This is a genomic window from Micromonospora sp. WMMA1923 (assembly GCF_049179195.1).
GTDB lineage: Bacteria > Actinomycetota > Actinomycetes > Mycobacteriales > Micromonosporaceae > Micromonospora > Micromonospora yangpuensis.
In genome coordinates, this window is record NZ_JBMHLZ010000001.1 from 395,091 (window position 1) to 417,762 (window position 22,672).

Sequence of the window (22,672 nt, forward strand, 5' to 3'; positions counted from 1 at the left end):
TCTGCCGGGTCAGACCCGCCAGATCCAGGCGTCGGCTATCCGGCGGGGCGGGCCGTAGAGCTGCTGCAACGTGGCGAGCAGGTTGCCCACGTGCGGGGCGTCCTCGGTGAGCACCACGCAGGACGCCCCCCAGAAGGCCGCGTCCCGCGCCGCCTGCCGGCGTTGCGCGTCGCCGATCGCCGGCGAGCCGCCCTCCCTGGCGACCCGGGCGAGCATGGCGGAGGTGGGCTGCTTGAAGGTGCCCATCGCCGCCGTGCCGCCCTTGCCGTACGGGCCGATGAAGAAGCCCTCCGGCAGGCGGAACTCGGCGTCGGCGGCGGTCGCCCAGCGCATCGGCCAGGGTTCCTTCGGGGTGGGAGCGGGCACCGGGACGAGCACCCCGCCCGGTGACACGCACTCGCGCCAGTGCCCGCCGGTGATGAACTCGGGCAGCGCCGGGCGTTCGGCGGTGGGCAACGGCGTCGGCAGCGTCGGCAGCAGGGCCGCCGCCACGGCAACGGGCACGATCCACCGGGTCGGGCCGCCACCGCGCAGCGCCCGGTCCACGACCAGCGCCAGCACCACCCCGAGCAGCGGCAGCACGGCGAGGGCGAACCGCATCGGCAGCGCGCCGTCGACCACGGGCAGACCCATCAACAGCCGGTACGGCCCCGGCACGGTGCTCCGGTCGCCGGCCACCACCACGTCGGGGCCGAGCGACAGCCCGCCCATCACCAGGGCGGAGACCAGACAGGCCAGCACCAGCGGCCGGTACCCGCAACGGCCGGAGCCGCGCTGCGCATCGGGCCGCTCGGCGGTCGTGGCCTGCGCGTGGGGTTGGTCGGCTTCCTCGGCGGGCGCGGGGGTGCGGCGGGTGCCGGTCAGGAGCCAGCCGGTGCCGGCCAGGGCGACCACCAGCAGCGGCCAGCCGAGGAACGTGTTGTACTCGGCCGGACCGGTGGTCAGCCCGGCCGCCTCGGCGCTGCCGGCCACCGAGAGCGGGGAGAACGTCCACCAGCTGCTCAGATCCGCCGAGAAGTAGTACGGGCTGAACATTCCGTCGGCGACCCCCTGCGGGCCGGCGAACTGGAACCACAGCGGGTATCCCACCACCATCAGGGAGAGGCCGGCGGCGAGCAGCAGCCCGCCGGCGAACCCCGGCAGCACCCGGCGGACCAGGGCCCGGTCGGCGACCGCGTAGGTGAGCGTCATCACGATCAACGTGACGGCGGCGAGGAAGAGCACCTCCTCGCCGATGAAGATCTGCGCGCTGACGGCGGCGGCCAACCCGAGCGACGAGGTGATCATCCGCCGCCGGTCCACCCCGCCGTCACGGGAGCCGTCGGCGGCCGGGTCGGCGGCCCGGACCAGCCGGACCACCAGCCAGACGATCACCGGAACCAGCCACTGGGCCGTCATGTGCAGGTGGCTGTTGCTCTGGGACAGGATGCCCGGCCCGAACCCGGCCAGCCCGGCACCGAGCGCGGCGGCCAGCCGCCGGACCCCGGTCGTCCGGGTGAACAGCAGGTACCAGGCGACCGCGGTACCGGCCAGGTTCGCCCCGGCCAGCAGCGCGAAGGTGACCGGGGCACCGAAGACCAGGGTGACCGGCGCGAGGAGCACGCCGAGCGCGATGACCGTGGTGTTGGTCATCAGGTTCACCCCGTCCGGGGCGTTCAACTTCTCGGTGAGCAGCGAGAAGTCACCCAACAGCGCCCGCGCGTCCACCGCCAGGAACCACTCGTACAGCGCCTGGTCCTCCGGGTTGAGCGCGAGCACCCGGCGGGCCGGATCCGGCCAGAGACCGTGGGTCAGCCACCCGGCCAGCAGGACGAAGATCCCGATGACGACCAGATCGGCCCGGTGCCGCCGGACGCCGGCGACCAGCGCGGCGGGGCTTTTCCTGGCGGCGGCGACCAGCCGGACGGGGCTTTCCCTGGCGGCGGTGACCAGCCGGACGGGGCTTTGCCGGACGCCGGCGACCAGCGCGGCGCGGTACTGCCGGACGCCGGCGACCAGCGCGGCGCGGTACCGTGCGGTGGCGGGCAGCGGCCGGTCGGCGCGCTCGTCGCGGGTCGCCTGGTCACCCGGTGGGACCGGCTGGTCCGAGCCGGCCTCGGCTGCCGTGGGGGCTGTGCTGGTCACGGCCTCGACCCTAGTGTTCCGGACCCACCCGGGTACGCCGGGACGTGCCGGCGAGGTCCGGGCAGGGTACGCCAGCCCGGTCGGGACCGGTTACCGTGACACTGCACCGCCGCGCGTCGACCACGCCGGTGGGGGTCGCCCGGGTGGTGGAAAGGCAGACACGGCCGCCTTAAAAGCGGCTGCCGCAAGGCGTGCGGGTTCGATCCCCGCCCCGGGCACCGACACTCTCAGCTTCCATCCAGCTTGCCGATCTGCGCTGGGCTGCCCCGGGCGTTTACTCTTGGGGTGCACGTTCACGTGCGACGACCCCCTGAGGGAGGCCTGAAAGTGAAGACTTCGAACCCGGTGCTCGCCCGTCTCGGCCAGGCGGCCGAGCGGGAGCGTTCCGCCGGGTACGCCCCGACCGGGCCGTACGGACAGCCCGGCCATCCGCAGCAGTACCCGGGCGCGCCCGGGTACCCGGCCGCACCGCCGACCGTCTCGCCCATGTCGATCGACGACGTGGTGGTCAAGACCGTCATGCTGCTGGCCATCGTCGGCGCTTCCGCCGCAGCAGCCTGGGTGCTGGTGCCGGACGCGCTGCTCGGCGCCGCGTGGATCGGCGCGGCCGTGGTCGGCCTCGTACTCGGCATGATCATCTCGTTCTCCCGGATGGCCAACCCGGCGTTGGTGATCGCGTACGCCGTCGTCGAGGGCGTCTTCGTCGGCATGATCAGCAAGTTCTTCGAGTCGCTGTACGACGGCATCGTGCTGCAGGCGGTGACCGCCACCTTCGGTGTCTTCTTCCTGATGGCGATGCTCTACAAGGCGCGCGTCATCCGGGCCACGCCGAAGTTCGTCCGCGGCATGATCGCGGTGATGGTCGGCCTCTTCGCGGTGATGCTGATCAACCTGGTGCTGGCGCTGTTCGGCATCAACACCGGTCTGCGCGACGGCAGCCCACTTGCCATCGGCTTCAGCCTGGTCTGCATCGTGGTCGCCTCGTTGAGCTTCGTGCTCAGCTTCCACGAGGTGGAGGAGGGCGTCCGGATGGGCCTGCCTCAGCGCTACTCCTGGACGGCCGCCTTCGGCATCCTGGTCAGCCTGATCTGGCTCTACATCGAGATCCTGCGTCTGCTGAGCTACTTCCAGGGTGACGACTGACGTTCGTCATCGACCGGCGCCCGCCCCCGCGATCCCGCGGCGGCGGGCGCCGGTCGTTTCACCGGGCTGTTCGGCCCGGAAGTCGCCCGAGGGCTTGCCCCCGCCCATTCCACGAGCGCACCACAGCCTGCCGTCCCGCCGTCCCGCCGTCCTGCCGTTCCGCCGTCCCGGCGAGGCAGCAGCAGCGCCGCCGTGGTTCGAGTGCCGCAGAAGATCTTGGAAGAAAAGTGCCCCTCGTTCAGGGGCCGAAATCTTCCAAGATCTTTAAAGCCCACCAGCCGCCAGCCGCCAGCCACCAGCCACCAGCCGCCAGCCGCCAGCCGCCAGCCGCCAGCTGCGGGGGCGCTCGGGGCGCTGAGGGCCGTAGACTCTCTCGGATGGGCGCAGGGGTGGACCTTCAGCGGGCGGTGGAGTTGCTGACCCGGCAGGTGGGGCACTGGCAGCAGCCTCGCTGGGCGGCCATCGCCACCGGTGGCAACGTCTCCCGGGCCGACCTGGTGCACCGGCTGGTCCAGGAGATCGCCAACCTCGCCGCCGACGCGGAGGGTCAGCCGCGACGTTCCGTACCCCGGCTGGCCAACGACCTGGCCCTGCCCGACCAGCTCCGGGTGGTCAGCGCCGATCTGGTCGCGGCCGACCCGCCCGCCGAGCTGCTGGCGCGGGCCGACGCGGAACTGACCGCCACCCGGCGCGCTCTCTGACACCGGCTCCCGCCGACCCGCCCAACGGTCGCCCAGCCCAGCCCAGCCCAGCCCAGCCCGTCCCGGCCCCAGCGAGAGCCCAGCCCGGTCCCGGATAGCCCGGCCAAGCGCCCGCACCGGCCCGGCCAAGCGCCCGCACCAGTCCGACCGATGCCCGTGCCGGCCCACCTCCGGCCGGTGGTACGGCCCACCTCCGGCCGGTGGTACGGGTCAGCTCAGGCGTTCGAGGACCATGGCCATGCCCTGGCCGCCGCCGACGCACATGGTCTCCAGGCCGATGCTCTTGTCGTGCCAGTCCAGAGCGTTGAGCAGGGTGCCGGTGATCCGGGCCCCGGTCATCCCGAACGGGTGGCCGACGGCGATGGCGCCACCCGCGACGTTCAGTTTCTCCAGCGGAATGCCGAGCTGCCGGTAGGAGGGGATGACCTGCGCGGCGAACGCCTCATTGATCTCGACCAGGTCGACGTCGTCGATGGTCATGCCGGCCCGCCGCAGGGCCTGCCGGGAAGCCTCGACCGGACCCAGGCCCATGATCTCCGGGGAGAGGGCGGTGACGCCGGTGGAGACGATCCGGGCCAGCGGCGTGATGCCCAGGTCCCGGGCCCGCTGGGCGCTCATCACGATCACGGCCGCCGCGCCGTCGTTGAGCGGGCAGCAGTTGCCGGCGGTGATGCGGCCGTCCGGGCGGAACACCGGCTTCAGGCCGGACACCCCGGCCAGGGTCACTCCGGCGCGCGGGCCGTCGTCGGTGCTGACCACGGTGCCGTCCGGCGTGGTGACCGGGGTGATCTCGCGGGCCCAGAAGCCGTCGGCGATCGCCTTCTCGGCCAGGTTCTGGCTGCGGACGCCGAACTCGTCCATCTCGGCCCGGGTGACGTCGTACACCTGGGCGAGGTTCTCGGCGGTCTGCCCCATGGCCAGGTAGACGTCCGGTAGTTCGCCGGCCTCGCGCGGGTCGGTCCAGACCTCCGCGTCGCCCTGCGCCCGGCGTTCGGACCGCTTGCCGGCCTCGGCGAAACGCGGGTTCTCCCATCCGCCGCCGACCAGCGCCTGCGCCGCCGACGGCAGGCCGTCGGAGTTGCCTCGGGCGTACCGGGAGACGGTTTCGACCCCGGCGGAGACGAACACGTCGCCCTCGCCGGCCCGGATCGCGTGCATCGCCATTCGGGTGGTCTGCAGCGAAGACGCGCAGTACCGGGTCACGGTCGTACCGGGAAGGGTGTCGTGCCCGAGCAGGGTGGCCACCACCCGGCCCAGGTTGAAGCCCTGCTCACCGCCGGGCAGTCCGCAGCCCAGGTGGAGGTCGTCGATCTCGGTGGGGTCGAGCTGGGGAACCTTGTCCAGGGCGGCCTGGACGATGGTGGCGGCGAGATCGTCCGGACGGACGTCGCGCAGGGAACCCTTGTGCGCCCGGCCGATGGGGGAGCGGGCGGTGGCGACGATGACGGCGTCGCGGGACGACTCGGTCGGCATGAACCAACGTTAACCTGCAGGTAACTTTCCGTGGAAGGCGTCGTCCCGGCGGGAAATGTCACCCCGGCGGGCCGCCGTGGGACCGGAGGCGACGGTTACGGCGGCGTCAGTGCGGGGAGGTGACCGCCGCGGCGGCGGCGACCGCGGGCAGCAGCGCGTGCGCCCAGATCCGGTACCCGTCGGCCGACGGGTGGAAGCCGTCGTGACAGAGCGTTCCGGCGTCGGCCCGGAAGACCGGACCCGTCTCGGTGGCCAGGTCAACCACGGTGCCGCCGGCCTCCAGCACCGCGATGGTCTGGGCGTACGCGATGCGCCGGCCGGACCACCCGACCACCTGTCGCAGCGGCGGCGCGATCGCCCGGACGGCACCCAGATCGGGGCAGGTCCCCACCACCACCTCGGCGCCGGCCTCCCGCAGCCGGTGCACCGCCGAGGCGAGGTAGGCGGCGGAGTCGGCCGGCCGGCGCAGGGTGGTCGCGTCGTTGGCGCCGATCAGGATCAACGCCACGTCGGGTGGCTCACCCAGCAGCGACCTGGCCACCTGGGTGGCCAGGTCGGTCGAGCGCGAGCCGGAAACGCCGACGCTGGACAGGTGCACCAGGCGGCCGGTCGGACCCTCGGCGAGCAGGCCGGCCAGCAGGCCACCGACGGTGTCCTCCAGGTGCGTCACGCCGACCCCGAGCGCCGCGGAGTCGCCGAGCAGCACCAGCCGCAGGGCGGGCGCGCCGGGCCGTCCGATGGTGGCGCGCAGGCCCAACCCGAACTCCGGCTGGGCGTACCGACGGTGGCGGGCGGCGAGCACCTCGCCAGCGAGCAGTGCCGCGCCACCCACGGTCCCGGCGACCACGGAGAGAGCCGCCGCCCGACCGAGGCGGGCGGTGAGACCGCTGATGATCTGACCGCTCATGACAGTCCTTCCACTGTGGGTGACTCGGCGGTGGTGCCGGGGCGCGGCATTGTGGCGGCGCTGGCCGGGTGCCGGCGGCGCAACTGGGCCCACCGCCCCGCCGGCCCACGCTCACGGCCGCTGACCTCGGTGCCGCTGACCTCCGTACCGGCCTGGTGGGCCGCCTCCTGAGCCGCCTGGGGCAGCGACCGCACGCCTTCGCCGTGGGTCAGCGGTAGCCGTTCCTGGCCGGTGCCGAGCGCGGCGAGCACGGTCGGCAGCAGCGCGGCGGCGACCGCCGCATACCCCTGGGCCGAGGGATGGAACCGGTCCCAGGCGAACATCCGGACGGGATCGGCGGTGAACCGGGGGCCGATCAGGTCGCCGAGCGAGACCGTCCAACCGCCGGCCTCCACCACCGCCACCGTCTGCGCCGCCGCCAACTGCCGGCTCCACCGCCGGGCCACCCAGCGCAGCGGCGGCTGGATCGGCCGGATCGCACCCAGGTCGGGGCAGGTGCCCACGACCACCTCACAACCCGCGGCGCGCAGCGTGCGCACCGCGTCGACCAGGTGGCGCACGGCCGCCCCGGGGGCCGACCGGTTGGTCACGTCGTTGCCACCGACCATGATCACCGCAACGTCCGGTGCGGTCTCCAACGCTGACTCGACCTGCGGCTTCAACCCTGCGGAGAGCGCACCGACCACGGCGAAGCGGTGCACCCGCACCGGTCGGCGCAACCGGCGGGACAACCCGGTGCCGAGCAACCCACCGGGGGTCTCCCGGCGACGGTGCACGCCGTAGCCGGCGGCCGAGGAGTCACCCAGGATCACCAGGGTCAACGGTCGGCCGGGGAACCGTGGGCCGTAGACGCCGTCGCAGCGGGGCGGGGGTGCCTGGGCCATCGGGATGGTGCGCCGGGCCTGCCGGGCCTGACCGAGCAGCACCCCGGTGGCCGCGGCGAAGGCCGCCGCGGTGGCACCCGTGCCGATCGCCGCGAACCGGGCGACCTGCCGGGTGCGCTGCCAACGCGGACCAGTCGGTACGACGGAACCAGCGACCCCCATACCGCGACATTATCTCGCCGCTACGACAGACCGCCGTCGTCGAACGGCCGGGAGGTGGCTGGAAGACGACGGTTCTGGGTACCAGATCCGACAGTCGGACGTCGATGACCGTACCGTCGTGCCGAAGCGGCGGGCAGTGGACGGCGCGGCGAGCCGGCGGCGGGCCGGTCGGCGCGGCGGGTCGGCGCGGCGCGGCGGGCGGGCCGGCGGCGGGCGGGGTGGCTGCCGGTTGCGGCGATCCCGCACGATGGGCGAGGACAGAAGGAGGCGACGGGATGGGCAGGACGCTGAAGCGGACCGCGGCGTTCACCGCGTTGGCGAGGGCGCTGGCCGCCGGGTCCCGGGGTGGGCCGGCGCTGGGCACCCGGGTGGCGGCGGTACCCCGGATGATCCGGGCCAGCATGCGGGGCGAGTACGACGGCGGTCTGCGACTGGCCCTGATGACCGCCGCGGTGGCGTACGTGGCCTCCCCGGTGGATCTGGTGCCCGAGTTGATGCTGAGCGTGTTCGGCCTGGTGGACGACGCCGTGGTGGTCACCTGGCTGGCCGGTACGGTGCTCGCCGAGACCGAGCGCTTCCTGCAGTGGGAGAAGACCCGCAGCCCGGTGGTCCCCGGACACGTCGTGCCCTGACGGGACGTACGCTGGGCGTTGAGTCAGCAGCGCCCGGCACCGCCGCCGGGGCCGGAGTGAGGGGCACAACGAGGTGCGGTACTACGACAACGTCGTCGACATGATCGGCGACACCCCGCTGGTGCGGCTGCGCAACGTCACCGAGGGCATCCGGGCGACCGTGCTGGCCAAGGTCGAGTACCTCAACCCCGGCGGTTCGGTGAAGGACCGCATCGCGCTGCGGATGGTCGAGGACGCCGAGGCCGCCGGGATCCTCAAGCCCGGCGGCACCATCGTCGAGCCGACCAGCGGCAACACCGGCGTCGGACTGGCCCTGGTGGCTCAGCTCAAGGGCTACCACTGCGTCTTCGTCTGCCCGGACAAGGTCAGCCAGGACAAGCAGGACGTGCTGCGGGCGTACGGCGCCGAGGTGGTGGTCTGCCCCACCGCGGTCGCCCCGGAGGACCCGCGCTCCTACTACAACGTCTCCGACCGGCTGGCCCGGGAGATCCCCGGCGCCTGGAAGCCCGACCAGTACAGCAACCCGGCCAACCCGCGCTCGCACTACGAGACCACCGGTCCCGAGCTGTGGCAGCAGACCGAGGGCCGGATCACCCACTTCGTCACCGGGGTGGGCACCGGCGGCACCATCTCCGGCATCGGCCGGTACCTCAAGGAGGTCTCCGACGGGCGGGTCCGGGTGGTCGGTGCCGACCCGGAGGGCTCGGTCTACTCGGGCGGGACCGGCCGGCCGTACCTGGTCGAGGGGGTCGGTGAGGACTTCTGGCCGGAGACCTACGACCGCTCCGTCGCCGACGAGATCGTCGAGGTGTCGGACAAGGCCTCGTTCGAGATGACCCGGCGGCTGGCCCGCGAGGAGGGGCTGCTGGTCGGCGGCTCCTGCGGGATGGCCGTCGTCGCCGCGCTGGAGATCGCCCGGAAGGCCGGCCCGGACGACGTGGTCGTGGTCCTGCTGCCGGACAGCGGCAAGGGCTACCTGTCCAAGATCTTCAACGACGCCTGGATGGCCCGGTACGGCTTCCTGACCGCCTCCGGCACCGAGCCGACCGTCGCGGACGCCCTGTCCAGCAAGCCGGGTGGCCTGCCCGAGCTGGTCCACGTGCACCCGACCGAGACGGTCCGCGACGCCATCGACTACATGCGCGAGTACGGCGTCTCCCAGCTTCCGGTGCTCAAGGCCGAGCCGCCGGTGGTCACCGGCGAGGTGGCCGGCTCGATCGCCGAGAAGGACCTGCTCGACGCCCTCTTCACCGGTCAGGCGCACCTGCACGACACGATCGAGCGGCACATGGCCGACCCACTGCCGATGATCGGTGGCGGGCAGCCGGTGAGCGAGGCGGTGGGCCTGCTGGAGAAGTCCGACGCCGCGCTGGTCCTGGTCGACGGCAAGCCCAAGGGTGTACTCACCCGACAGGACCTGCTGGCCCACCTCGGCGCCCACTGACCCGCGTGTAAGGAAGGGCCCCCTGTTAACGCCTGCGGTATAGAAGGGCTCCCTTCTTACCGTACGCGGGTGGGGACCCGAGGCTGGCCGGATCCACAGCGCCAGCACACCCGCCGCACAGCGCCCGCGTAACCGGTCTCCCTAACGTCCGTGGTGGATCACCTGATCCACCACGGACCTGGGAGGACCGCATGGAACACGCCCACGACCACCACGAGGGGCAACGGGTCAGCCGGCGTCGGCTGATCGCCGGGATCGGCTCGGTCGGCCTGGCCGGCCTGCTGACCGCCTGCGGCCGGGACGGGGGCACCGTCACCACGTCGACCGGCGAGACCGTCACCCCGCAGGCCAGCACCACGAGCGACCTGACCGGCTTGTTCGCCGATGCGAACACCTGCACGCTCACCGCGAGCACCACCCAGGGCCCGTACTACTTCGACGCCGACAAGATCCGTAGCGACATCCGGGAGGACCGGGCCGGTACCCGGTTGCGGTTGGCCATCCGGGTGCAGGACAGCGAGGCGTGCGGGCCCCTGCCGAACGCGGTGGTGGAGATCTGGCACTGCGACGCCGCCGGGCTCTACTCGGGCGCTGAGGCGCAGTCCTCGGGCGCGGACGACGGGCCCGGCGGCGCTGCCGGTGGTCCGGGTGATGCTGGTACGCCGCCGAGCGGCGGTCCAGGCGACGCTGGTACGCCGCCGAGCGGTGGTCCGGGTGACGCTGGTGCGCCGCCCAGCGGTGCCGCGGGCGGTGCCCCGGGCAGTGGCGGACCCAGGGGCGACGGGGGCGGGGCCGCAGACCTCACCCCGACCGACGATCAGCGGTACCTGCGCGGGGCGCAGGTCACCAACGCCGATGGGATCGTCGAGTTCACCACCATCTGGCCCGGTTGGTACCGGGGACGCACCGTCCACGTGCACGCCATGGTGCACGTGGACAACAGTCGGGTGCTCACCACCCAGGTCATGTTCGACGAGGCGCTCAACACGAAGGTCTTCGCCGCCCAGCCGTACGCCGCGCACAGCGGCCGGGACACCTTCAACGACAACGACAGCATCTACGCCGACAGCATGCTGTTGACGCTGAGCGAGGAGGGAGACGGCTTCCTCGGAGTGATCAACTTCTCGGTCGACTCCGACCAGGACGGCTCCTGACCCGCATCCGGATGGTGAGCGGGGTGCCCCTCTCTACCTAAAGCGTTAACAGGGGGCCCTTCCTTACACGGGGCGGTGGTAGCGGAGTTGGGTGGTGGGGATGGTGCCGATCCGGTCCGTACGGCGCTCACCGGTGGGCCGCCAGTCGCCCCGTTCGTAGAACCGGCGGGCCAGGGTGTTGCGTTCCAGCACCCAGAGGGTGGCCCGCCGCCAGGCCCGGTCCCGCATCACCGCCAGCGCGTCGACCATCAACAACCGGCCGGTGCCCCGCCCCCGCTCGGCGGGGTCGAGGTGCAGGGCGTTGAGCAGGCCGGTGGCCGGGTCGCCACCGTCGTCCGGGCCCAGGTAGCTGAAGCCCACCAGCTGGCCGTCGCGCTCGGCGACGGTCATCAGGTGGTCGTCGCGCTCCCAGACCCAGCGTTCGGCCCAGTACGCCCCCATCGCCTGCGCGGACGGCTCGGCCAGCGCCTCCACCGGCAGGAACGCCGAGTAGGTGGCGACCCGGGAGCGGTGGTGCAGGGCACCGACCGGGTGCAGATCGTCGAGGGTGGCGTGGCGGAGGGTGAGCGTCACCGTCCGAGGCTACCGCCGGGGTGGCACCGGTACGACGCTCAGGTCCTCGGCGATCACCAGCTCCCCGGCGAAGTGCTCCCGCGCCTCGGCGGCGAAGCGTTCCGGGTCGGCGTACCGCTGGGAGAAGTGGGTGAGCACGAGTCGGCGTACCCCGGACTCGGTGGCCACCCGGGCGGCCTGCGCCGCGGTCAGGTGGCCGACCTCGGCGGCGAGGGCGGCCTCCGAGTTGAGGAAGGTCGACTCGATGACCAGCAGGTCGGCCCGCTCGGCGAGGGCGTACACCCCGTCGCAGAGGCCGGTGTCCATCACGAAGGCGAACCGCTGCCCGGGTCGGGGCCGGCTCACCTCGGCCAGGGTGACGCGACGCCCGCCGACCTCCAGGTAACCGGCGCGCTGCAGCTCGCCGACCGCCGGCCCGACGATGCCGTACGCGGACAGCCGCTCGGGCAGCATCCGGACGCCGTCCGGTTCGACCACCCGGTACCCGTAGGTCTCGATCGGGTGTCGCAGTCGGCGGGCCTGGAGCGTCGCTCCGGTCAGGGCGAACCGCGCGCCGTCGGTGTCGACCGGCTCGGGGCGCAGTTCGGCGGTCTCGTGGAAGGAGCTGGCGTGCCGTAGCCGGGCGAAGTAGTCGACGCCGCCGGCGGGGAAGTGCACCGGCACCGGGTGCGGGACCCGGTCCAGGCTGAGCCGTTGGATCAGGCCGGGCAGGCCGAGGCAGTGGTCGCCGTGGAAGTGGGTGACGCAGATCCGGGTCAGTTGGGTGGCGGTGACGCCGGTGTGCAGCAGTTGCCGCTGGCTGCCCTCGCCCGGGTCGAAGAGGATCACCTCGTCGTCCCAGCGCAGCACGTACCCGTTGTGGTTGCGCTGCCGGGTCGGCGTCTGGCTGGCCGTCCCGAGCACCACCAGTTCCCGCGTGGACAAGGGCCCTCCCGGACATGAAGCGACCCCCGGGGCTTCCGCGCTCGCGCGCGGGCCGGCTGGACTTGGGCCGGCACCCCGGGGGTCGGGTGGCTGTCGTGGTTTCGCCGCACCGCTGCCACACGGTCTCGACGATCTTGCGTGTCCGCCTCGCGACGGACGAGTTTTCACTGTCGAGGACAGCGGCTAGCGGACAGCCACCTCACGAGTCCGATTGCTATACAAGTCTGGACCACCTCCTTTCCCGTGTACCGCCACGCTACCCAGTCGTCGGCCGGGTCCGGTACTCCTTTTTCGGAGTTCTTCTCTCCTGGTGCGGCGGATCACGGCGTCGGGAGGTGTCCGGCGCCTCGTGCGGTGGCGGGAAACCGGTCACCGACCACGGACCGCTGCGCAAGCGGGACATCGGCGACTGCGCCGCACCGCCCCGCTGCGCGAGGCCCGCACCGCCCCGCTGCGCGAGGCCGAGCGGCTCGACGGCCAGATGGTTGGTGAGAAGGGGCACCCTCTCGACGTTATGCGTTAAGCGGGGGCCCTTCCTTACACCTCAGTCGAGGCCGATGGGGCCCTCGCGGGGGCCCTCCTCGCTGGCCGGCTGCACCGACAGGGACGGGAAGTCGGCCAGCTCCCCCTCGGGCTCGGCGTCCCACTCCGGGAAGACCAGGTCGCTCTGCAGGTAGAGGCAGAGCAGTTGGGTCAGGTGGCGCAGCCCCTCCAGGTGGGTGCGCTCGTGCCCGTGGGTGGCGTCCACGCCGAAACCGAGCAACGCCACCCGGGCGTGCGCCCCCGCCTCGACGGCCGCCGCCACGTCCGAGCGGTAGTAGTCGAAGACGTCCCGGACCAGGTCGACCCCGTGCTCGGCGGCGATGCCGGCGAGTTTGCGGGTCAGGTGGTAGTCGAACGGTCCCACCCCGTCGCCCATGGCCAGGGTGGCTGAGGTCTCCCGGGACTGCTGTCCGGGAGCTACCACGGCCGCGTCCACCGAGATGATCTCGGCCACGTCCGGGTCGAGGCCGTGACTGGCCCCGTGCCCGATCTCCTCGGTGACCGTGACCAGCAGGTGGGCGGTGACCGCCGGCGTGATCCCGGCGTCGACGATCGCCTTGAACGCGGTCAGCACCGCGGCCACCCCGGCCTTGTCGTCCAGGTGCCGGGACTTGACGTACCCGCTGGGGGTGATCGTGGCCGTCGGGATGATGGCCACGAAGTCCCCGGCGTCGATGCCGAGCGCCCGCAGGCCGGCGATGCCCTCGACCGGCTCGTCCACCCGGACCTCGACGTGCTCCCAACCGACGCCCTGCAGGTCCACGTCGTCGTTGTAGCGGTGCCCGCTGGCCTTCAACGGCAGCACCTGACCGGTGATGACCTGGTCCAGTTCGTCGGTGAAGATCCGGACGTGGGCGCCCTCAGCGAACCGCGCGCTGTGGGTGCCGATCGGCTTGAGTTCCAGCCGGCCGTTCTCCTTCAGCCGCTTCACCATCCCGCCGATGGTGTCGGTGTGCACCACGATCGCCCGGTCGGCCCCGGTCTGCCGAGGGCCGGCCAGGCACGCGCTGAGCGCGCCCCGGCGGGTCAGCGTGGACGAGATGCCGAGTGCCGAGAGGCGCTCACCCACGTACTGCTGCACGTGGTCGGTACGCCCCGACGGACTCGGGATGTCCAACAGTTCCAACATCACCTGCTGGAGGTAGTCAAGATCGAGTTTGAGCGGAGCGATGGTGCGTGCGGTCATGTCCCAGATGGTGCCGCACCCGCCGGAGTCCACAGCCGTTGCGGTGCCCGTGTTCCGGGGAACAGCAGGTCGACGAAGCGTTCGGCGGTCGGTTGGGGCTCGTGGTTGGCCAGGCCGGGCCGCTCGTTGGCCTCGATGAACACGTGTTCGGGCCGGTCGGGGGCGGGCACCAGCAGGTCCAGCCCGGTGACCGGGATGTCCAACGCCCGGCTGGCGGCCACACACGCCTCGGCGATCTTCGGGTGCAGCTCACCTGTGACGTCGTGCATCGTGCCGCCGGTGTGCAGGTTGGCGGTCCGACGGACGGCGAGCACCTCCCCCTCGGGCAGCACGTCGTCCATCGCGTACCCGGCCTCGGCCACCACCTCCCGGGTCAGGTCGTCGATCGGGATCCGGGACTCACCGCCGGTGGCGGCGGCCCGGCGACGGCTCTGCCGCTCGATCAGTTTGCCGACGGGGTGCACCCCGTCACCGGTGATCGACGCGGGCCGGCGCACCGCGGCGGCCACCACCTCGTGGTTGATCACGATCACCCGCAGGTCCTCGCCGGCGCGCAGCTCCTCGATCAACACGTCCGGGCAGAACTGGGAGGCCAACGCGACGGCGGTGACCAGCGCCTCCGGGGTGCGTACCCCGACGGTGATGCCGTTGCCCTGCTCACCGCGGGCCGGCTTGACCACCACCTCACCCAGCTCGGCGAGGAAGGCCGCATCGGCCTCGTCCCGGGTCGCGGTGCGGCCCCGGGGGACCGAGAGGCCGGCCGCGGTGAGGATCCGGCGGGTGACCCGCTTGTCGTCGCAGCGGCTCATCGCCACCGCCGTGGTCAACTCCGACAGCGACTCCCGGGTGAGCACCGTCCGTCCGCCGTTGCTCAGCCGCAGCTCACCCCAGTGCGGGTCGGTGACCTCCACCCGGATGCCGCGGCGCATCGCCTCGTCGGCGACGATCCTGGCGTACGGATTCAACTCGTCGTAGCCCACCGGCACGCCGGGCAGGAAGAGCCGCTCGTTGATCGGGTTCTTCCGCTTCACGCAGAGCGTCGCGATGCGGTAGAAGCCGAGCCGCTCGTAGAGCCGGATCGCCCCCTCGTTCTCGGCGAGCACCGACAGGTCGACGAAGGCCCGCCCCCGGTCGGTCAGCCGGGCCGCCAGCTCCAGCAGCAGCGCCTGGCCGGTGCCCGGAGGGGCCTGGTTGAAGTCCACGGTCAGACACCAGAGGCTGGCACCGTTCTCGGGGTCGTCGAAGACCGCCGTGTGGTCCACGCCGGTGATGGTGCCGACGATCTCGCCGGTGACCGCCTCGGCGACCAGGTGCAGGAACTTGTCCGTGCCGGCGTTGGCCACCAGCACGTCGACCGGGGCGGTGACCATGCTGTTGCGGGCGTAGATCCGGTTCACCGCGTCCGCGTCGGCGGCGTCCCGCAGCTGACGGATCCGCAGTCCCGGGACGTCACCGTGCTCGACTGTCGCCCCGGTACCGGCAGCGGCCCGCGGGGTGTCGCCGATGCCGTCGTCGGTGGTCGGCCCGGCCGTCCCGGTGAAGCGGCCGGGACCGAGCGGCAGCCGGTACGTCAGGGACGGGTCGATGAAGATCTCGTCCGGCAGTCGGGACACCAGCACGTGCGGGTCGCGCAGGTAGACGCAGATGTCCCGGGCACCGGCGGCCTCCGAACGCAGCACGTCGGCCACGGCGGCCTGCTCACTGAAGGTCTGCCCGAAGACCAACCGGCCCCAGCCGCAGTCGAGGACCACACCGGTGTCGTCGCCCGACCGGCGGACGGCGTCGTCCGCGGCGGTGGGGGCCATCGGGTCGCCGCCCGGCCCGACCCGCTCGTAGCGGCTACCGCGCCCACGGGACCGGTCGGTACGCGCCACTCCGGTGGCCAGGGTGTCGGTCACGGTCAGTCGATTCCGTGGCTCTGCAGCCACATCTCGAGGAGTCCGAGCTGCCACAGCTTGTTTCCCATCAACGGGGTGAGTTCGGCGTTCGGGGCGTCGAGCAGGGTGTTGACGTAGTCGGGACGGAACAGGTTGCGGCGGCGGGCCTCCGGGGCACCCAGCGCGTCACGTACCCGGTCGAGCAGCTTGCCCTCCAGGTGGGTGATGCCGGGCACCGGGAAGTAGCCCTTGGGTCGGTCGATCACCTCGTGCGGCAGGACCCGCCGCCCGATCTCCTTGAGCACGCCCTTGCCGCCCTGGGCCAGCTTCAGCTCGGGCGGGCAGGTAGCGGCCAGCTCGACGAACTCGTGGTCGAGGAAGGGCACCCGGGCCTCCAGCCCGTGCGCCATCGTCATGTTGTCCACCCGCTTGACCGGGTCGTCGGTGAGCATGACCTGGGTGTCCAGGCGCAGACCGGCGTCGACCGCGGTCTCGGCACCGGCGCGGGCCAGGTGCGCCGCGACGAATTCGCGCGCCGGATCGCCGTCGGCCAGCCAGGCCGGGTCGAGCACCCGGGCCAGCCCGGCCGCGTCCCGGTCGAAGAAGGCCTTCGCGTACGTCTCGACCGCCTGCTCCCGGCCGACCGAGGCCAGCGGCGGGTACCAGTGGTAGCCGCCGAGGATCTCGTCCGCGCCCTGACCGGACTGGACCACCTTGACGTGCCGGGCGACCTCCTGGCTGAGCAGGTAGAACGCCACACAGTCGTGGCTGACCATCGGCTCGGCCATCGCCGCGACCGCCGCCTCCAGCGGGGGCAGGAGGTCCTGGGCGGCGACCCGGATCTGGTGGTGGTCGGTGTCGAAGGTCTTGGCGACCACGTCGGAGTAGCGGAACTCGTCGCCCTCCCGACCGCCCACCGAGTCGAAGCCGATCGAGAAGGTGGCCAGGCCGCGCTGGCCCTCACCGGCCAGCAGCGCCACCACCAGGCTGGAGTCCAGGCCACCGGAGAGCAGCACGCCGACCGGCACGTCGGCGACCATCCGGCGGCGTACCGCGGTGGTCAGCGACTCGTGCAGGGCGTCCTCCCAGTCCCGGGCCGACCAGTCGGCCCGGTCGGCCCGGCGGGTGAAGGACGGGTCCCAGTAGACCCGCTCGTCGACCCGCCCGTCGGGCTCGTAGACCCGGACGGTGGCCGGCGGGAGCTTGCGTACGCCGCGCAGGATGGTCCGCGGCGGCGGGACGACGCTGTGGAAGCTGAGGTAGTGGGCGAGCGCCACCGGGTCGAGGTCGGTGTCGACGTCGCCGCCGGCGAGCAGGGCGGGGACCGTGCTGGCGAAGCGCACCACGCCCGGCGTCTCGGCGACGTAGAGCGGCTTGATGCCGAGCCGGTCGCGGGCCAGCACCAGCCGGCCGGTGGCCCGTTCGGTGATCGCCACGGCGAACATGCCGATCAGGTGGTCGACGAAGTCCAGACCCCACTCGGCGTACGCCTTGAGCACCACCTCGCTGTCCCCGGTGGAAAAGAAGCGGTGGCCCTTGGCCTGCAGCTCCTCGCGCAGCTCGCGGTAGTTGTAGACGCAGCCGTTGAAGACGCCGGTGAGTCCGGCGGCGGAGTCGACGATGGGTTGACCACTGGCGGCGGAGAGGTCGATGATCTTCAGTCGTCGGTGACCGAACGCCACCGGCCCCTGCGCCCACAGCCCGCCGTCGTCCGGCCCCCGGTCACTCATCGTCGCCGCCATGCGGGCCACCGCCGACACGTCGGCGGCGCGACCGTCCCGCCGGAGCTCCCCTGCCAGTCCGCACATGCGGTCAATGGTGCCAGGAATGCCGGAGAATTGCCCGTTCGGCTAGTGGGCGATGGTGCAACAGGCTGATACGGTTGCGGGCTTTGGGTAGGGTGCATACTGCGGAAAAGTCCGAAAAGCGCGGGGACGTTCATCCTGTTTTGCCGCATCAGCGGTGTGGTGTTGACCACAAAACTGCCGACCCTGCCGCGCGGGCGATTCGCCCGCGCGGCAGGGTCGGCAGTCGCTTTCCGCCACGTTTCACCTGCGGTGAGTGTCGACGTCCCGGTCGCGATCGGTGGGCTGCGCGATCCGGCGGGCTCCGCGATCGGTGGGCTCCGCGATCCGGCGGGCTCCGTGATCGGTGGGCTCCGCGATCCGGTGGGCTCCGGCGGGCTCCGCGATCCGCGCCAGCGCCCTGCCGGGGTCAGGCCGTCCTGGCCACGCCCACCGGGCAGGTCATCCCGTTCGGGCCGTGGTTGCAGTAACCTCCCGGATTCTTCGTCGGGGCCAGGTACTGCTGGTGGTACGTCTCGGCGAAGAAGTAGTCGCCCAGCGGAGCGATCTCCGTGGTGATCTCACCCTTGCCGGCGCTGGCCACGATCGGCGCGAACGCGTCCCGGGAGGCCTGGGCGGTGGCGAGCTGCTCGTCGGTGCTCGCATAGATCGCCGACCGGTACTGGGTGCCCACGTCGTTGCCCTGACGCATGCCCTGGGTCGGGTCGTGGTTCTCCCAGAAGACCTTGAGCAGGTCCTGGTAGCTGATCGTCGACGGGTCGTACACCACCTGGACCGCCTCGGTGTGCCCGGTCATCCCGGAACAGACCTCCTCGTACGTCGGGTTCGGGGTGCTGCCCCCGGCGTAACCGACGGACGTGGTGTACACCCCCGGCAGGGTCCAGAACAACCGCTCGGCGCCCCAGAAACAACCCATCCCGAAGACGGCGACCTCGGTGCCCGCCGGGAACGGGCCCTTCAGCGGGGTCCCGAGAACCTCGTGCCGGTCGGCGACGGGCATCGGCAACGGGCGACCCGGCAGGGTCTGGTCGGCGGTGGGTAGCTCGGCCTTCATGCGGCGAAGGAACACGGTGGAACTCCTCTCGTACCTCTCGCAGCCTGCAACGCCAACGGGCCCGGCATCCTTACCCGCCTGTTGCCGGATCAGGCGACTGCCGGCGTCGGCTTGCCATGAAGTATGAAAAAGTTCAGAATTGAGGCATGCCGACGACCAGGGAAGTCCAGTGGAGTGAGCTGCAGCGCGATCCCAAGAGCGTGGCTGCGCTGGCTGACTCTGGGGACGTCAGAGTCCGCCGCCGGGACGGGGCCGCGCTCCTCTTGACCCGGGAGGACCGGATGATGGCAGCCGGTGAGGGTGCGGTGGCCGCTGCCCGGGCCCTTCGTAACGCCCTGGCGCACCTTCCCCGGGAGGTCGCTGCCGAGGTCCTGATGGACGAGTTTCCGTGGCTCGGGCTGCTTCCGGAGGAGAGTCTCGCGCAGTTCGTGACGGATTTCGTCACGGCAACCCGGATCTCGGCCGACCTGGGAGAGTGGTCGGTGCTGGCGCAGACCGTCCGAGAATGGCGGGCTACCGCAGCTGTCTACACCGACCCCCGTCTGGTGCGGGAGCTCAGCGAGCCGCTGTCGGAGGACCATGGCCCCGTTCCCGGTCCCACGGAGGCATGATCCGTGGGAGCCAAACGTGGTGACCGGGTCGCACCGCCGGGACGACCGGGCGGATGGGAGGCCCGGTTCGCGACCTCAGAGGCGGCCAAGGGTTGGGAACAGCTCTGCCAATCCGCCCGTTCCAACACCTGGGAAGCGTGGGTCGTGCTCACCGAGCGGCCCACGGAGCCGGAGAATCCGGCGCGGCAACACCGGCTGAGAGGCCCTCTCGCCACCCGGGAGGTGGGCGGCCGAGCCTTGTCGCAGTGGCAGTACGAGGTGACTGCCGGTGGTCGAATCTGGTACTGCCCGGATACGGAACGTCGTATCGTCTGGATCGTGTCGGCCGGGCCGTCCCACCCGAAGCTCACCGAGTGAATGCCCCGGATCAGGCGAGTGCGGCGGTGATCCGGGCGGCGTGGTCGGTCGCCTCGGCGTCGTCGGCGTAGCGCCTGCGGGGCCAGAAGAACCCGCGCAGGCCGTCTCCCCGGGTCCTCGGCACCACGTGGGTGTGCAGGTGTGGCACGGACTGGGACACCTTGTTGTTCATCGCGACGAACGTGCCGCCGGCACCGAGCCCGCTCTCCACCGCGAGTGCCACCCGCTGGACCAGCGCGAAGTAACCGGGCAACGCCGCCGCCGGCAGGTCACCGAGGGTCACCAGGTGCGGGCGCGGCACCACCAGCACGTGCCCGGGGAAGACCGGTCGGGTGTCCAGGAACGCCACGCCGTCCGGCTCGTCGGTGACCCGGAACGCCGGTACGTCGCCGGCGACGATCCCACAGAACACGCAGTCCGCCATCCGCCGAGGCTAGCCCCGCGGACCCTCGAACGGTCAACGGCGGTGAGAAGGGTGCCCCTCTTTACCGTAGGCGTTAATGGGGGGCCCTTCCTTACAGCTAGCCTCACGGGAATGAACCACGGCTTCGAGACGCTCGCCATCCACGCCGGTCAGGACCCCGAGGCCCGCACCGGCGCGGTGATCCCACCGATCTACCAGACCAGCACGTACGCCCAGGACGCCGTCGGCGCGCCCCGGCTCGGGTACGAGTACAGCCGCTCCGGCAACCCGACCCGCGACGCCCTCCAGGAGTGCCTGGCGGCCCTGGAGGGCGGTCGGGTCGGGCTCGCCTTCGCCAGCGGTCTGGCCGCCGAGGACGCCCTGCTGCGGGCGGTCTGCCAGCCGGGTGACCACGTGGTGATCCCGGACGACGCGTACGGCGGCACGTACCGGCTCTTCGCCCGGGTGGCGCAGCGGTGGGGGCTGGACTTCACCCCGGCGCGGGTCTCCGACCCGGACGCGGTACGGGCCGCGATCCGCCCCGGCAGCACGAAGATCGTCTGGGTGGAGACGCCGACGAACCCGCTGCTCGGCATCGCCGACATCGCCACCCTGGCCGCCGTGGCGCACGACGCCGGGGCGCTGCTGGTGGTGGACAACACCTTCGCCTCGCCGTACCTGCAACAGCCGATCGCCCTCGGTGCGGACGTGGTGGTGCACTCCACCACCAAGTACGTCGGCGGTCACTCCGACGTGGTCGGCGGCGCGCTGGTGGTCGCCGACGCCGGCCTCGGCGACGAGCTGCGCTACCACCAGAACGCGATGGGCGCGGTGAACGGCCCGTTCGACGCCTGGCTGACCCTGCGCGGCGTCAAGACCCTCGGGGTACGGATGGACCGGCACTGCGACAACGCCGAGCGGATCGTCGCCTACCTGGACGGGCACGCCAAGGTGGCCGAGGTGCTCTACCCGGGCCTGCCGTCGCACCGGGGACACGAGGTGGCCGCCAAGCAGATGCGCCGCTTCGGCGGGATGATCTCCTTCCGGGCCACCGGTGGCGAGGCGCACGCCGTGGAGATCTGCAACCGGGCGAAGCTCTTCGTTCTCGCCGAGTCGCTCGGCGGGGTGGAATCCCTGATCGAGCACCCGGGGAAGATGACACACGCAAGTGCTGCCGGCTCGCCGCTTGAAGTTCCCGCCGATCTCGTGCGACTGTCTGTCGGCATCGAGACGGTCGAGGACCTGCTCGCCGATCTGGAGCAGGCGCTGGGCTGACCGCTGGCTGGGGAGGGTGGCCGTGCAGGACATCATGCCGACCTGGGTGGGGGCAACCGCCAAACAGATCGCCCGGGGCGTACGCCGGGGTGATGTCTCGGCGACCCAGGTGGTGGCCGACCATCTCGACCACATCGACCGGGCCGACGCCGGACTCGCCGCGTTCCGCACGGTACGCGGCGGGGCGGCGATCACCGAGGCGGAGAAGGTCGACGAGCAGGAGGACCTGGCCAACCTCCCGCTGGCCGGGGTGCCGGTCGGGGTCAAGGAGAACACCCCGGTGGCCGGGCTGCCCACCTGGAACGGCTCCGCCGCGGTGCGGACCGCGGTCGCCGAGGCCGACCACGAGGTGGTCCGCCGGCTGCGCGGGGCCGGCGCGGTGATCCTCGGGGTGACCCGGATGCCGGAGCTGGGGCTCTGGGGGCTCACCGACGACGAGACCGCCGTCACCCGCAACCCGTGGGACACCGGGCGTACCCCCGGCGGCTCCTCGGGCGGGGCCGCCGCCGCGGTGGCCGCCGGGCTGGTGCCGATCGCGCACGGCAACGACGGGCTCGGCTCGATCCGCATCCCGGCCGCCTGCTGCGGCCTGCTCGGTCTCAAGCCCGGCCGGGGCGTGGTCCCCTGCCAGCTCGGCGCGGACGACTGGTTCGGCCTCGCCGAGCACGGCGTGCTGACCGGTACGGTCGCCGACGCCGCCGTGGGCTTCGCCGTCCTGGCCGGTCGACGGCCGGAGAAGCTGGTGCCGCCGCAGCGGCTGCGGGTCGGCGTCTCGCTGCGCTCGCCGGTCCGGGGCGTCCACCCCGACCAGCCGAACCGGGACGCGGTCACCGCCGCCGGCCGGCTGCTCGCCGCCGCCGGACACGACGCCGTACCCGCCGACCCGGTCTACCCGACCGCGCTGGGCCTGCAGGGGATGGCTACCTGGTTCGCCGCCGCGGCCGCCGACGTCCGGGCCGCCGGCGTCGACCGGCGCAGCCTGCAACGGCGCAGCCGCCGGCACGTCGCGCTGGGCGAGTGGGCCCAACGACGCGGGTACGTCCGCGAGGCCGACCGCGCCGCCTGGCGGGACCGGTCCATCGGGTTCTTCGGCGACCACTCGGTCGACCTGCTGCTCACCCCCGCGCTGGCCAGCGCCCCGCCGCCGGCGCACGCCTGGTCGGGCCGGTCCTGGCGGTCCAACCTGCTGACCAACATCCGGTACGCCCCGTACGCCGCCCCGTGGAACGTCGCCGGCCTGCCGGCCCTGGTGGTGCCGGTGGGCCGCCGCCCGGACGGGCTGCCGGTGGGGGTGCAGCTGATCGGGCCACCCGGCTCGGAGCTGCTGCTGCTGGCCGTCGCCGGGCAGTTCGAGCTGCAGGCCCCCTGGCCCCGGCACGCCCCCGGCTACCCCCGGGTCGGCACACCGGTCGTCGCCTGAGCGTCCCGCTCCCGGTGACG

General features: G+C 72.4%; 19 protein-coding genes and 1 tRNA gene. 9 read left to right on the forward strand and 11 right to left on the reverse strand.

Annotation, left to right across the window (positions count from 1 at the left end; all coding sequences use genetic code 11):
- Window positions 1-9 precede the first annotated feature (9 nt).
- On the reverse strand, window positions 10-1,899 hold the full coding sequence (locus ACN28G_RS01860) for a hypothetical protein (RefSeq protein WP_421480843.1): 1,890 nt from the start codon (window positions 1,897-1,899) through the stop codon (window positions 10-12).
- A gap of 362 nt (window positions 1,900-2,261) precedes the next feature.
- Here ACN28G_RS01860 and ACN28G_RS01865 point away from each other — a divergent pair.
- The 3 genes from ACN28G_RS01865 (at window position 2,262) to ACN28G_RS01875 (ending at window position 3,968) form a co-directional block, all read left to right on the forward strand.
- Window positions 2,262-2,342 (forward strand) — tRNA-Leu (locus tag ACN28G_RS01865).
- Window positions 2,343-2,451: 109 nt separating this feature from the next.
- The gene (locus ACN28G_RS01870; RefSeq protein ID WP_091434812.1) at window positions 2,452-3,267 is read left to right on the forward strand and encodes a Bax inhibitor-1/YccA family protein; all 816 of its coding nucleotides are present in this window, start codon (window positions 2,452-2,454) and stop codon (window positions 3,265-3,267) included.
- Window positions 3,268-3,644: 377 nt separating this feature from the next.
- The gene (locus ACN28G_RS01875) at window positions 3,645-3,968 is read left to right on the forward strand and encodes a hypothetical protein (protein WP_091434814.1); all 324 of its coding nucleotides are present in this window, start codon (window positions 3,645-3,647) and stop codon (window positions 3,966-3,968) included.
- A gap of 210 nt (window positions 3,969-4,178) precedes the next feature.
- On the opposite strand, the gene ACN28G_RS01880 is transcribed toward ACN28G_RS01875, so the two are convergent.
- From ACN28G_RS01880 to ACN28G_RS01890, 3 genes are all read right to left on the reverse strand, one after another.
- Window positions 4,179-5,441, reverse strand: coding sequence for an acetyl-CoA C-acetyltransferase (locus tag ACN28G_RS01880; protein WP_091434816.1), 1,263 nt, complete (start codon window positions 5,439-5,441; stop codon window positions 4,179-4,181).
- Window positions 5,442-5,547: 106 nt separating this feature from the next.
- Window positions 5,548-6,348, reverse strand: coding sequence for an SGNH/GDSL hydrolase family protein (locus ACN28G_RS01885; protein WP_421478238.1), 801 nt, complete (start codon window positions 6,346-6,348; stop codon window positions 5,548-5,550).
- On the reverse strand, window positions 6,345-7,394 hold the full coding sequence (locus ACN28G_RS01890) for an SGNH/GDSL hydrolase family protein (RefSeq protein ID WP_091434820.1): 1,050 nt from the start codon (window positions 7,392-7,394) through the stop codon (window positions 6,345-6,347). The genes ACN28G_RS01885 and ACN28G_RS01890 overlap by 4 nt, the downstream gene beginning before the upstream one ends.
- 275 nt (window positions 7,395-7,669) lie before the next feature.
- Here ACN28G_RS01890 and ACN28G_RS01895 point away from each other — a divergent pair, with 275 nt between their 5' ends.
- From ACN28G_RS01895 to ACN28G_RS01905, 3 genes are all read left to right on the forward strand, one after another.
- Window positions 7,670-8,026 (forward strand): YkvA family protein, encoded by a 357-nt coding sequence (locus tag ACN28G_RS01895; RefSeq protein ID WP_091434822.1) that lies wholly within the window; start codon window positions 7,670-7,672, stop codon window positions 8,024-8,026.
- Between the two features lie 73 nt (window positions 8,027-8,099).
- On the forward strand, window positions 8,100-9,470 hold the full coding sequence (locus ACN28G_RS01900) for a cystathionine beta-synthase (protein ID WP_421478239.1): 1,371 nt from the start codon (window positions 8,100-8,102) through the stop codon (window positions 9,468-9,470).
- A 191-nt stretch (window positions 9,471-9,661) separates the two neighbouring features.
- Complete coding sequence (locus ACN28G_RS01905) at window positions 9,662-10,624, forward strand: protocatechuate dioxygenase (RefSeq protein ID WP_091434826.1); 963 nt, start codon at window positions 9,662-9,664, stop codon at window positions 10,622-10,624.
- Between the two features lie 63 nt (window positions 10,625-10,687).
- On the opposite strand, the gene ACN28G_RS01910 is transcribed toward ACN28G_RS01905, so the two are convergent.
- The 6 genes from ACN28G_RS01910 to msrA form a co-directional block, all read right to left on the reverse strand.
- Window positions 10,688-11,197, reverse strand: coding sequence for a GNAT family N-acetyltransferase (locus ACN28G_RS01910; RefSeq protein WP_091434829.1), 510 nt, complete (start codon window positions 11,195-11,197; stop codon window positions 10,688-10,690).
- Window positions 11,198-11,206: 9 nt separating this feature from the next.
- Window positions 11,207-12,121, reverse strand: coding sequence for a ribonuclease Z (locus ACN28G_RS01915; protein ID WP_421478240.1), 915 nt, complete (start codon window positions 12,119-12,121; stop codon window positions 11,207-11,209).
- A gap of 544 nt (window positions 12,122-12,665) precedes the next feature.
- Window positions 12,666-13,850: an osmoprotectant NAGGN system M42 family peptidase gene (locus tag ACN28G_RS01920; protein ID WP_091445983.1), complete on the reverse strand. Its 1,185-nt coding sequence runs from the start codon at window positions 13,848-13,850 to the stop codon at window positions 12,666-12,668.
- On the reverse strand, window positions 13,847-15,748 hold the full coding sequence (gene ngg / locus ACN28G_RS01925; protein ID WP_091434833.1) for an N-acetylglutaminylglutamine synthetase: 1,902 nt from the start codon (window positions 15,746-15,748) through the stop codon (window positions 13,847-13,849). The genes ACN28G_RS01920 and ngg overlap by 4 nt, the downstream gene beginning before the upstream one ends.
- Window positions 15,749-15,750: 2 nt before the next feature.
- Window positions 15,751-17,535: an N-acetylglutaminylglutamine amidotransferase gene (locus ACN28G_RS01930; RefSeq protein WP_091434835.1), complete on the reverse strand. Its 1,785-nt coding sequence runs from the start codon at window positions 17,533-17,535 to the stop codon at window positions 15,751-15,753.
- A 406-nt stretch (window positions 17,536-17,941) separates the two neighbouring features.
- The gene (msrA, locus tag ACN28G_RS01935) at window positions 17,942-18,601 is read right to left on the reverse strand and encodes a peptide-methionine (S)-S-oxide reductase MsrA (protein ID WP_421478241.1); all 660 of its coding nucleotides are present in this window, start codon (window positions 18,599-18,601) and stop codon (window positions 17,942-17,944) included.
- A gap of 131 nt (window positions 18,602-18,732) precedes the next feature.
- Between msrA and ACN28G_RS01940 the strand changes: the two genes are divergently transcribed.
- Window positions 18,733-19,197: a hypothetical protein gene (locus ACN28G_RS01940; protein ID WP_091434856.1), complete on the forward strand. Its 465-nt coding sequence runs from the start codon at window positions 18,733-18,735 to the stop codon at window positions 19,195-19,197.
- Window positions 19,198-19,564: 367 nt separating this feature from the next.
- Here the strand turns inward: ACN28G_RS01940 and ACN28G_RS01945 are convergent, their stop codons facing one another.
- Window positions 19,565-19,966 carry an HIT family protein gene (locus ACN28G_RS01945; protein WP_421480844.1) on the reverse strand — a complete coding sequence of 134 codons (402 nt, stop codon included), beginning with the start codon at window positions 19,964-19,966 and terminating at the stop codon, window positions 19,565-19,567.
- A gap of 123 nt (window positions 19,967-20,089) precedes the next feature.
- Here ACN28G_RS01945 and ACN28G_RS01950 point away from each other — a divergent pair, with 123 nt between their 5' ends.
- Together ACN28G_RS01950 and ACN28G_RS01955 are read left to right on the forward strand one after the other, a co-directional pair.
- The gene (locus ACN28G_RS01950) at window positions 20,090-21,232 is read left to right on the forward strand and encodes a cystathionine gamma-synthase (RefSeq protein WP_421478242.1); all 1,143 of its coding nucleotides are present in this window, start codon (window positions 20,090-20,092) and stop codon (window positions 21,230-21,232) included.
- 16 nt (window positions 21,233-21,248) lie between these two features.
- Complete coding sequence (locus tag ACN28G_RS01955) at window positions 21,249-22,652, forward strand: amidase (RefSeq protein ID WP_421478243.1); 1,404 nt, start codon at window positions 21,249-21,251, stop codon at window positions 22,650-22,652.
- Window positions 22,653-22,672 lie beyond the last annotated feature (20 nt).

Bases quoted from the DNA above. Each gene is read 5' to 3' on its own strand.
- ACN28G_RS01875 (WP_091434814.1), top strand. From the start codon at position 3,645: ATGGGCGCAGGGGTGGACCTTCAGCGGGCGGTGGAGTTGCTGACCCGG.
- ACN28G_RS01880 (WP_091434816.1), bottom strand. From the start codon at position 5,441: ATGCCGACCGAGTCGTCCCGCGACGCCGTCATCGTCGCCACCGCCCGC.
- ACN28G_RS01885 (WP_421478238.1), bottom strand. From the start codon at position 6,348: ATGAGCGGTCAGATCATCAGCGGTCTCACCGCCCGCCTCGGTCGGGCG.
- ACN28G_RS01890 (WP_091434820.1), bottom strand. From the start codon at position 7,394: ATGGGGGTCGCTGGTTCCGTCGTACCGACTGGTCCGCGTTGGCAGCGC.
- ACN28G_RS01895 (WP_091434822.1), top strand. From the start codon at position 7,670: ATGGGCAGGACGCTGAAGCGGACCGCGGCGTTCACCGCGTTGGCGAGG.
- ACN28G_RS01905 (WP_091434826.1), top strand. From the start codon at position 9,662: ATGGAACACGCCCACGACCACCACGAGGGGCAACGGGTCAGCCGGCGT.
- ACN28G_RS01920 (WP_091445983.1), bottom strand. From the start codon at position 13,850: ATGACCGCACGCACCATCGCTCCGCTCAAACTCGATCTTGACTACCTC.
- ACN28G_RS01930 (WP_091434835.1), bottom strand. From the start codon at position 17,535: ATGTGCGGACTGGCAGGGGAGCTCCGGCGGGACGGTCGCGCCGCCGAC.
- ACN28G_RS01940 (WP_091434856.1), top strand. From the start codon at position 18,733: ATGCCGACGACCAGGGAAGTCCAGTGGAGTGAGCTGCAGCGCGATCCC.
- ACN28G_RS01950 (WP_421478242.1), top strand. From the start codon at position 20,090: ATGAACCACGGCTTCGAGACGCTCGCCATCCACGCCGGTCAGGACCCC.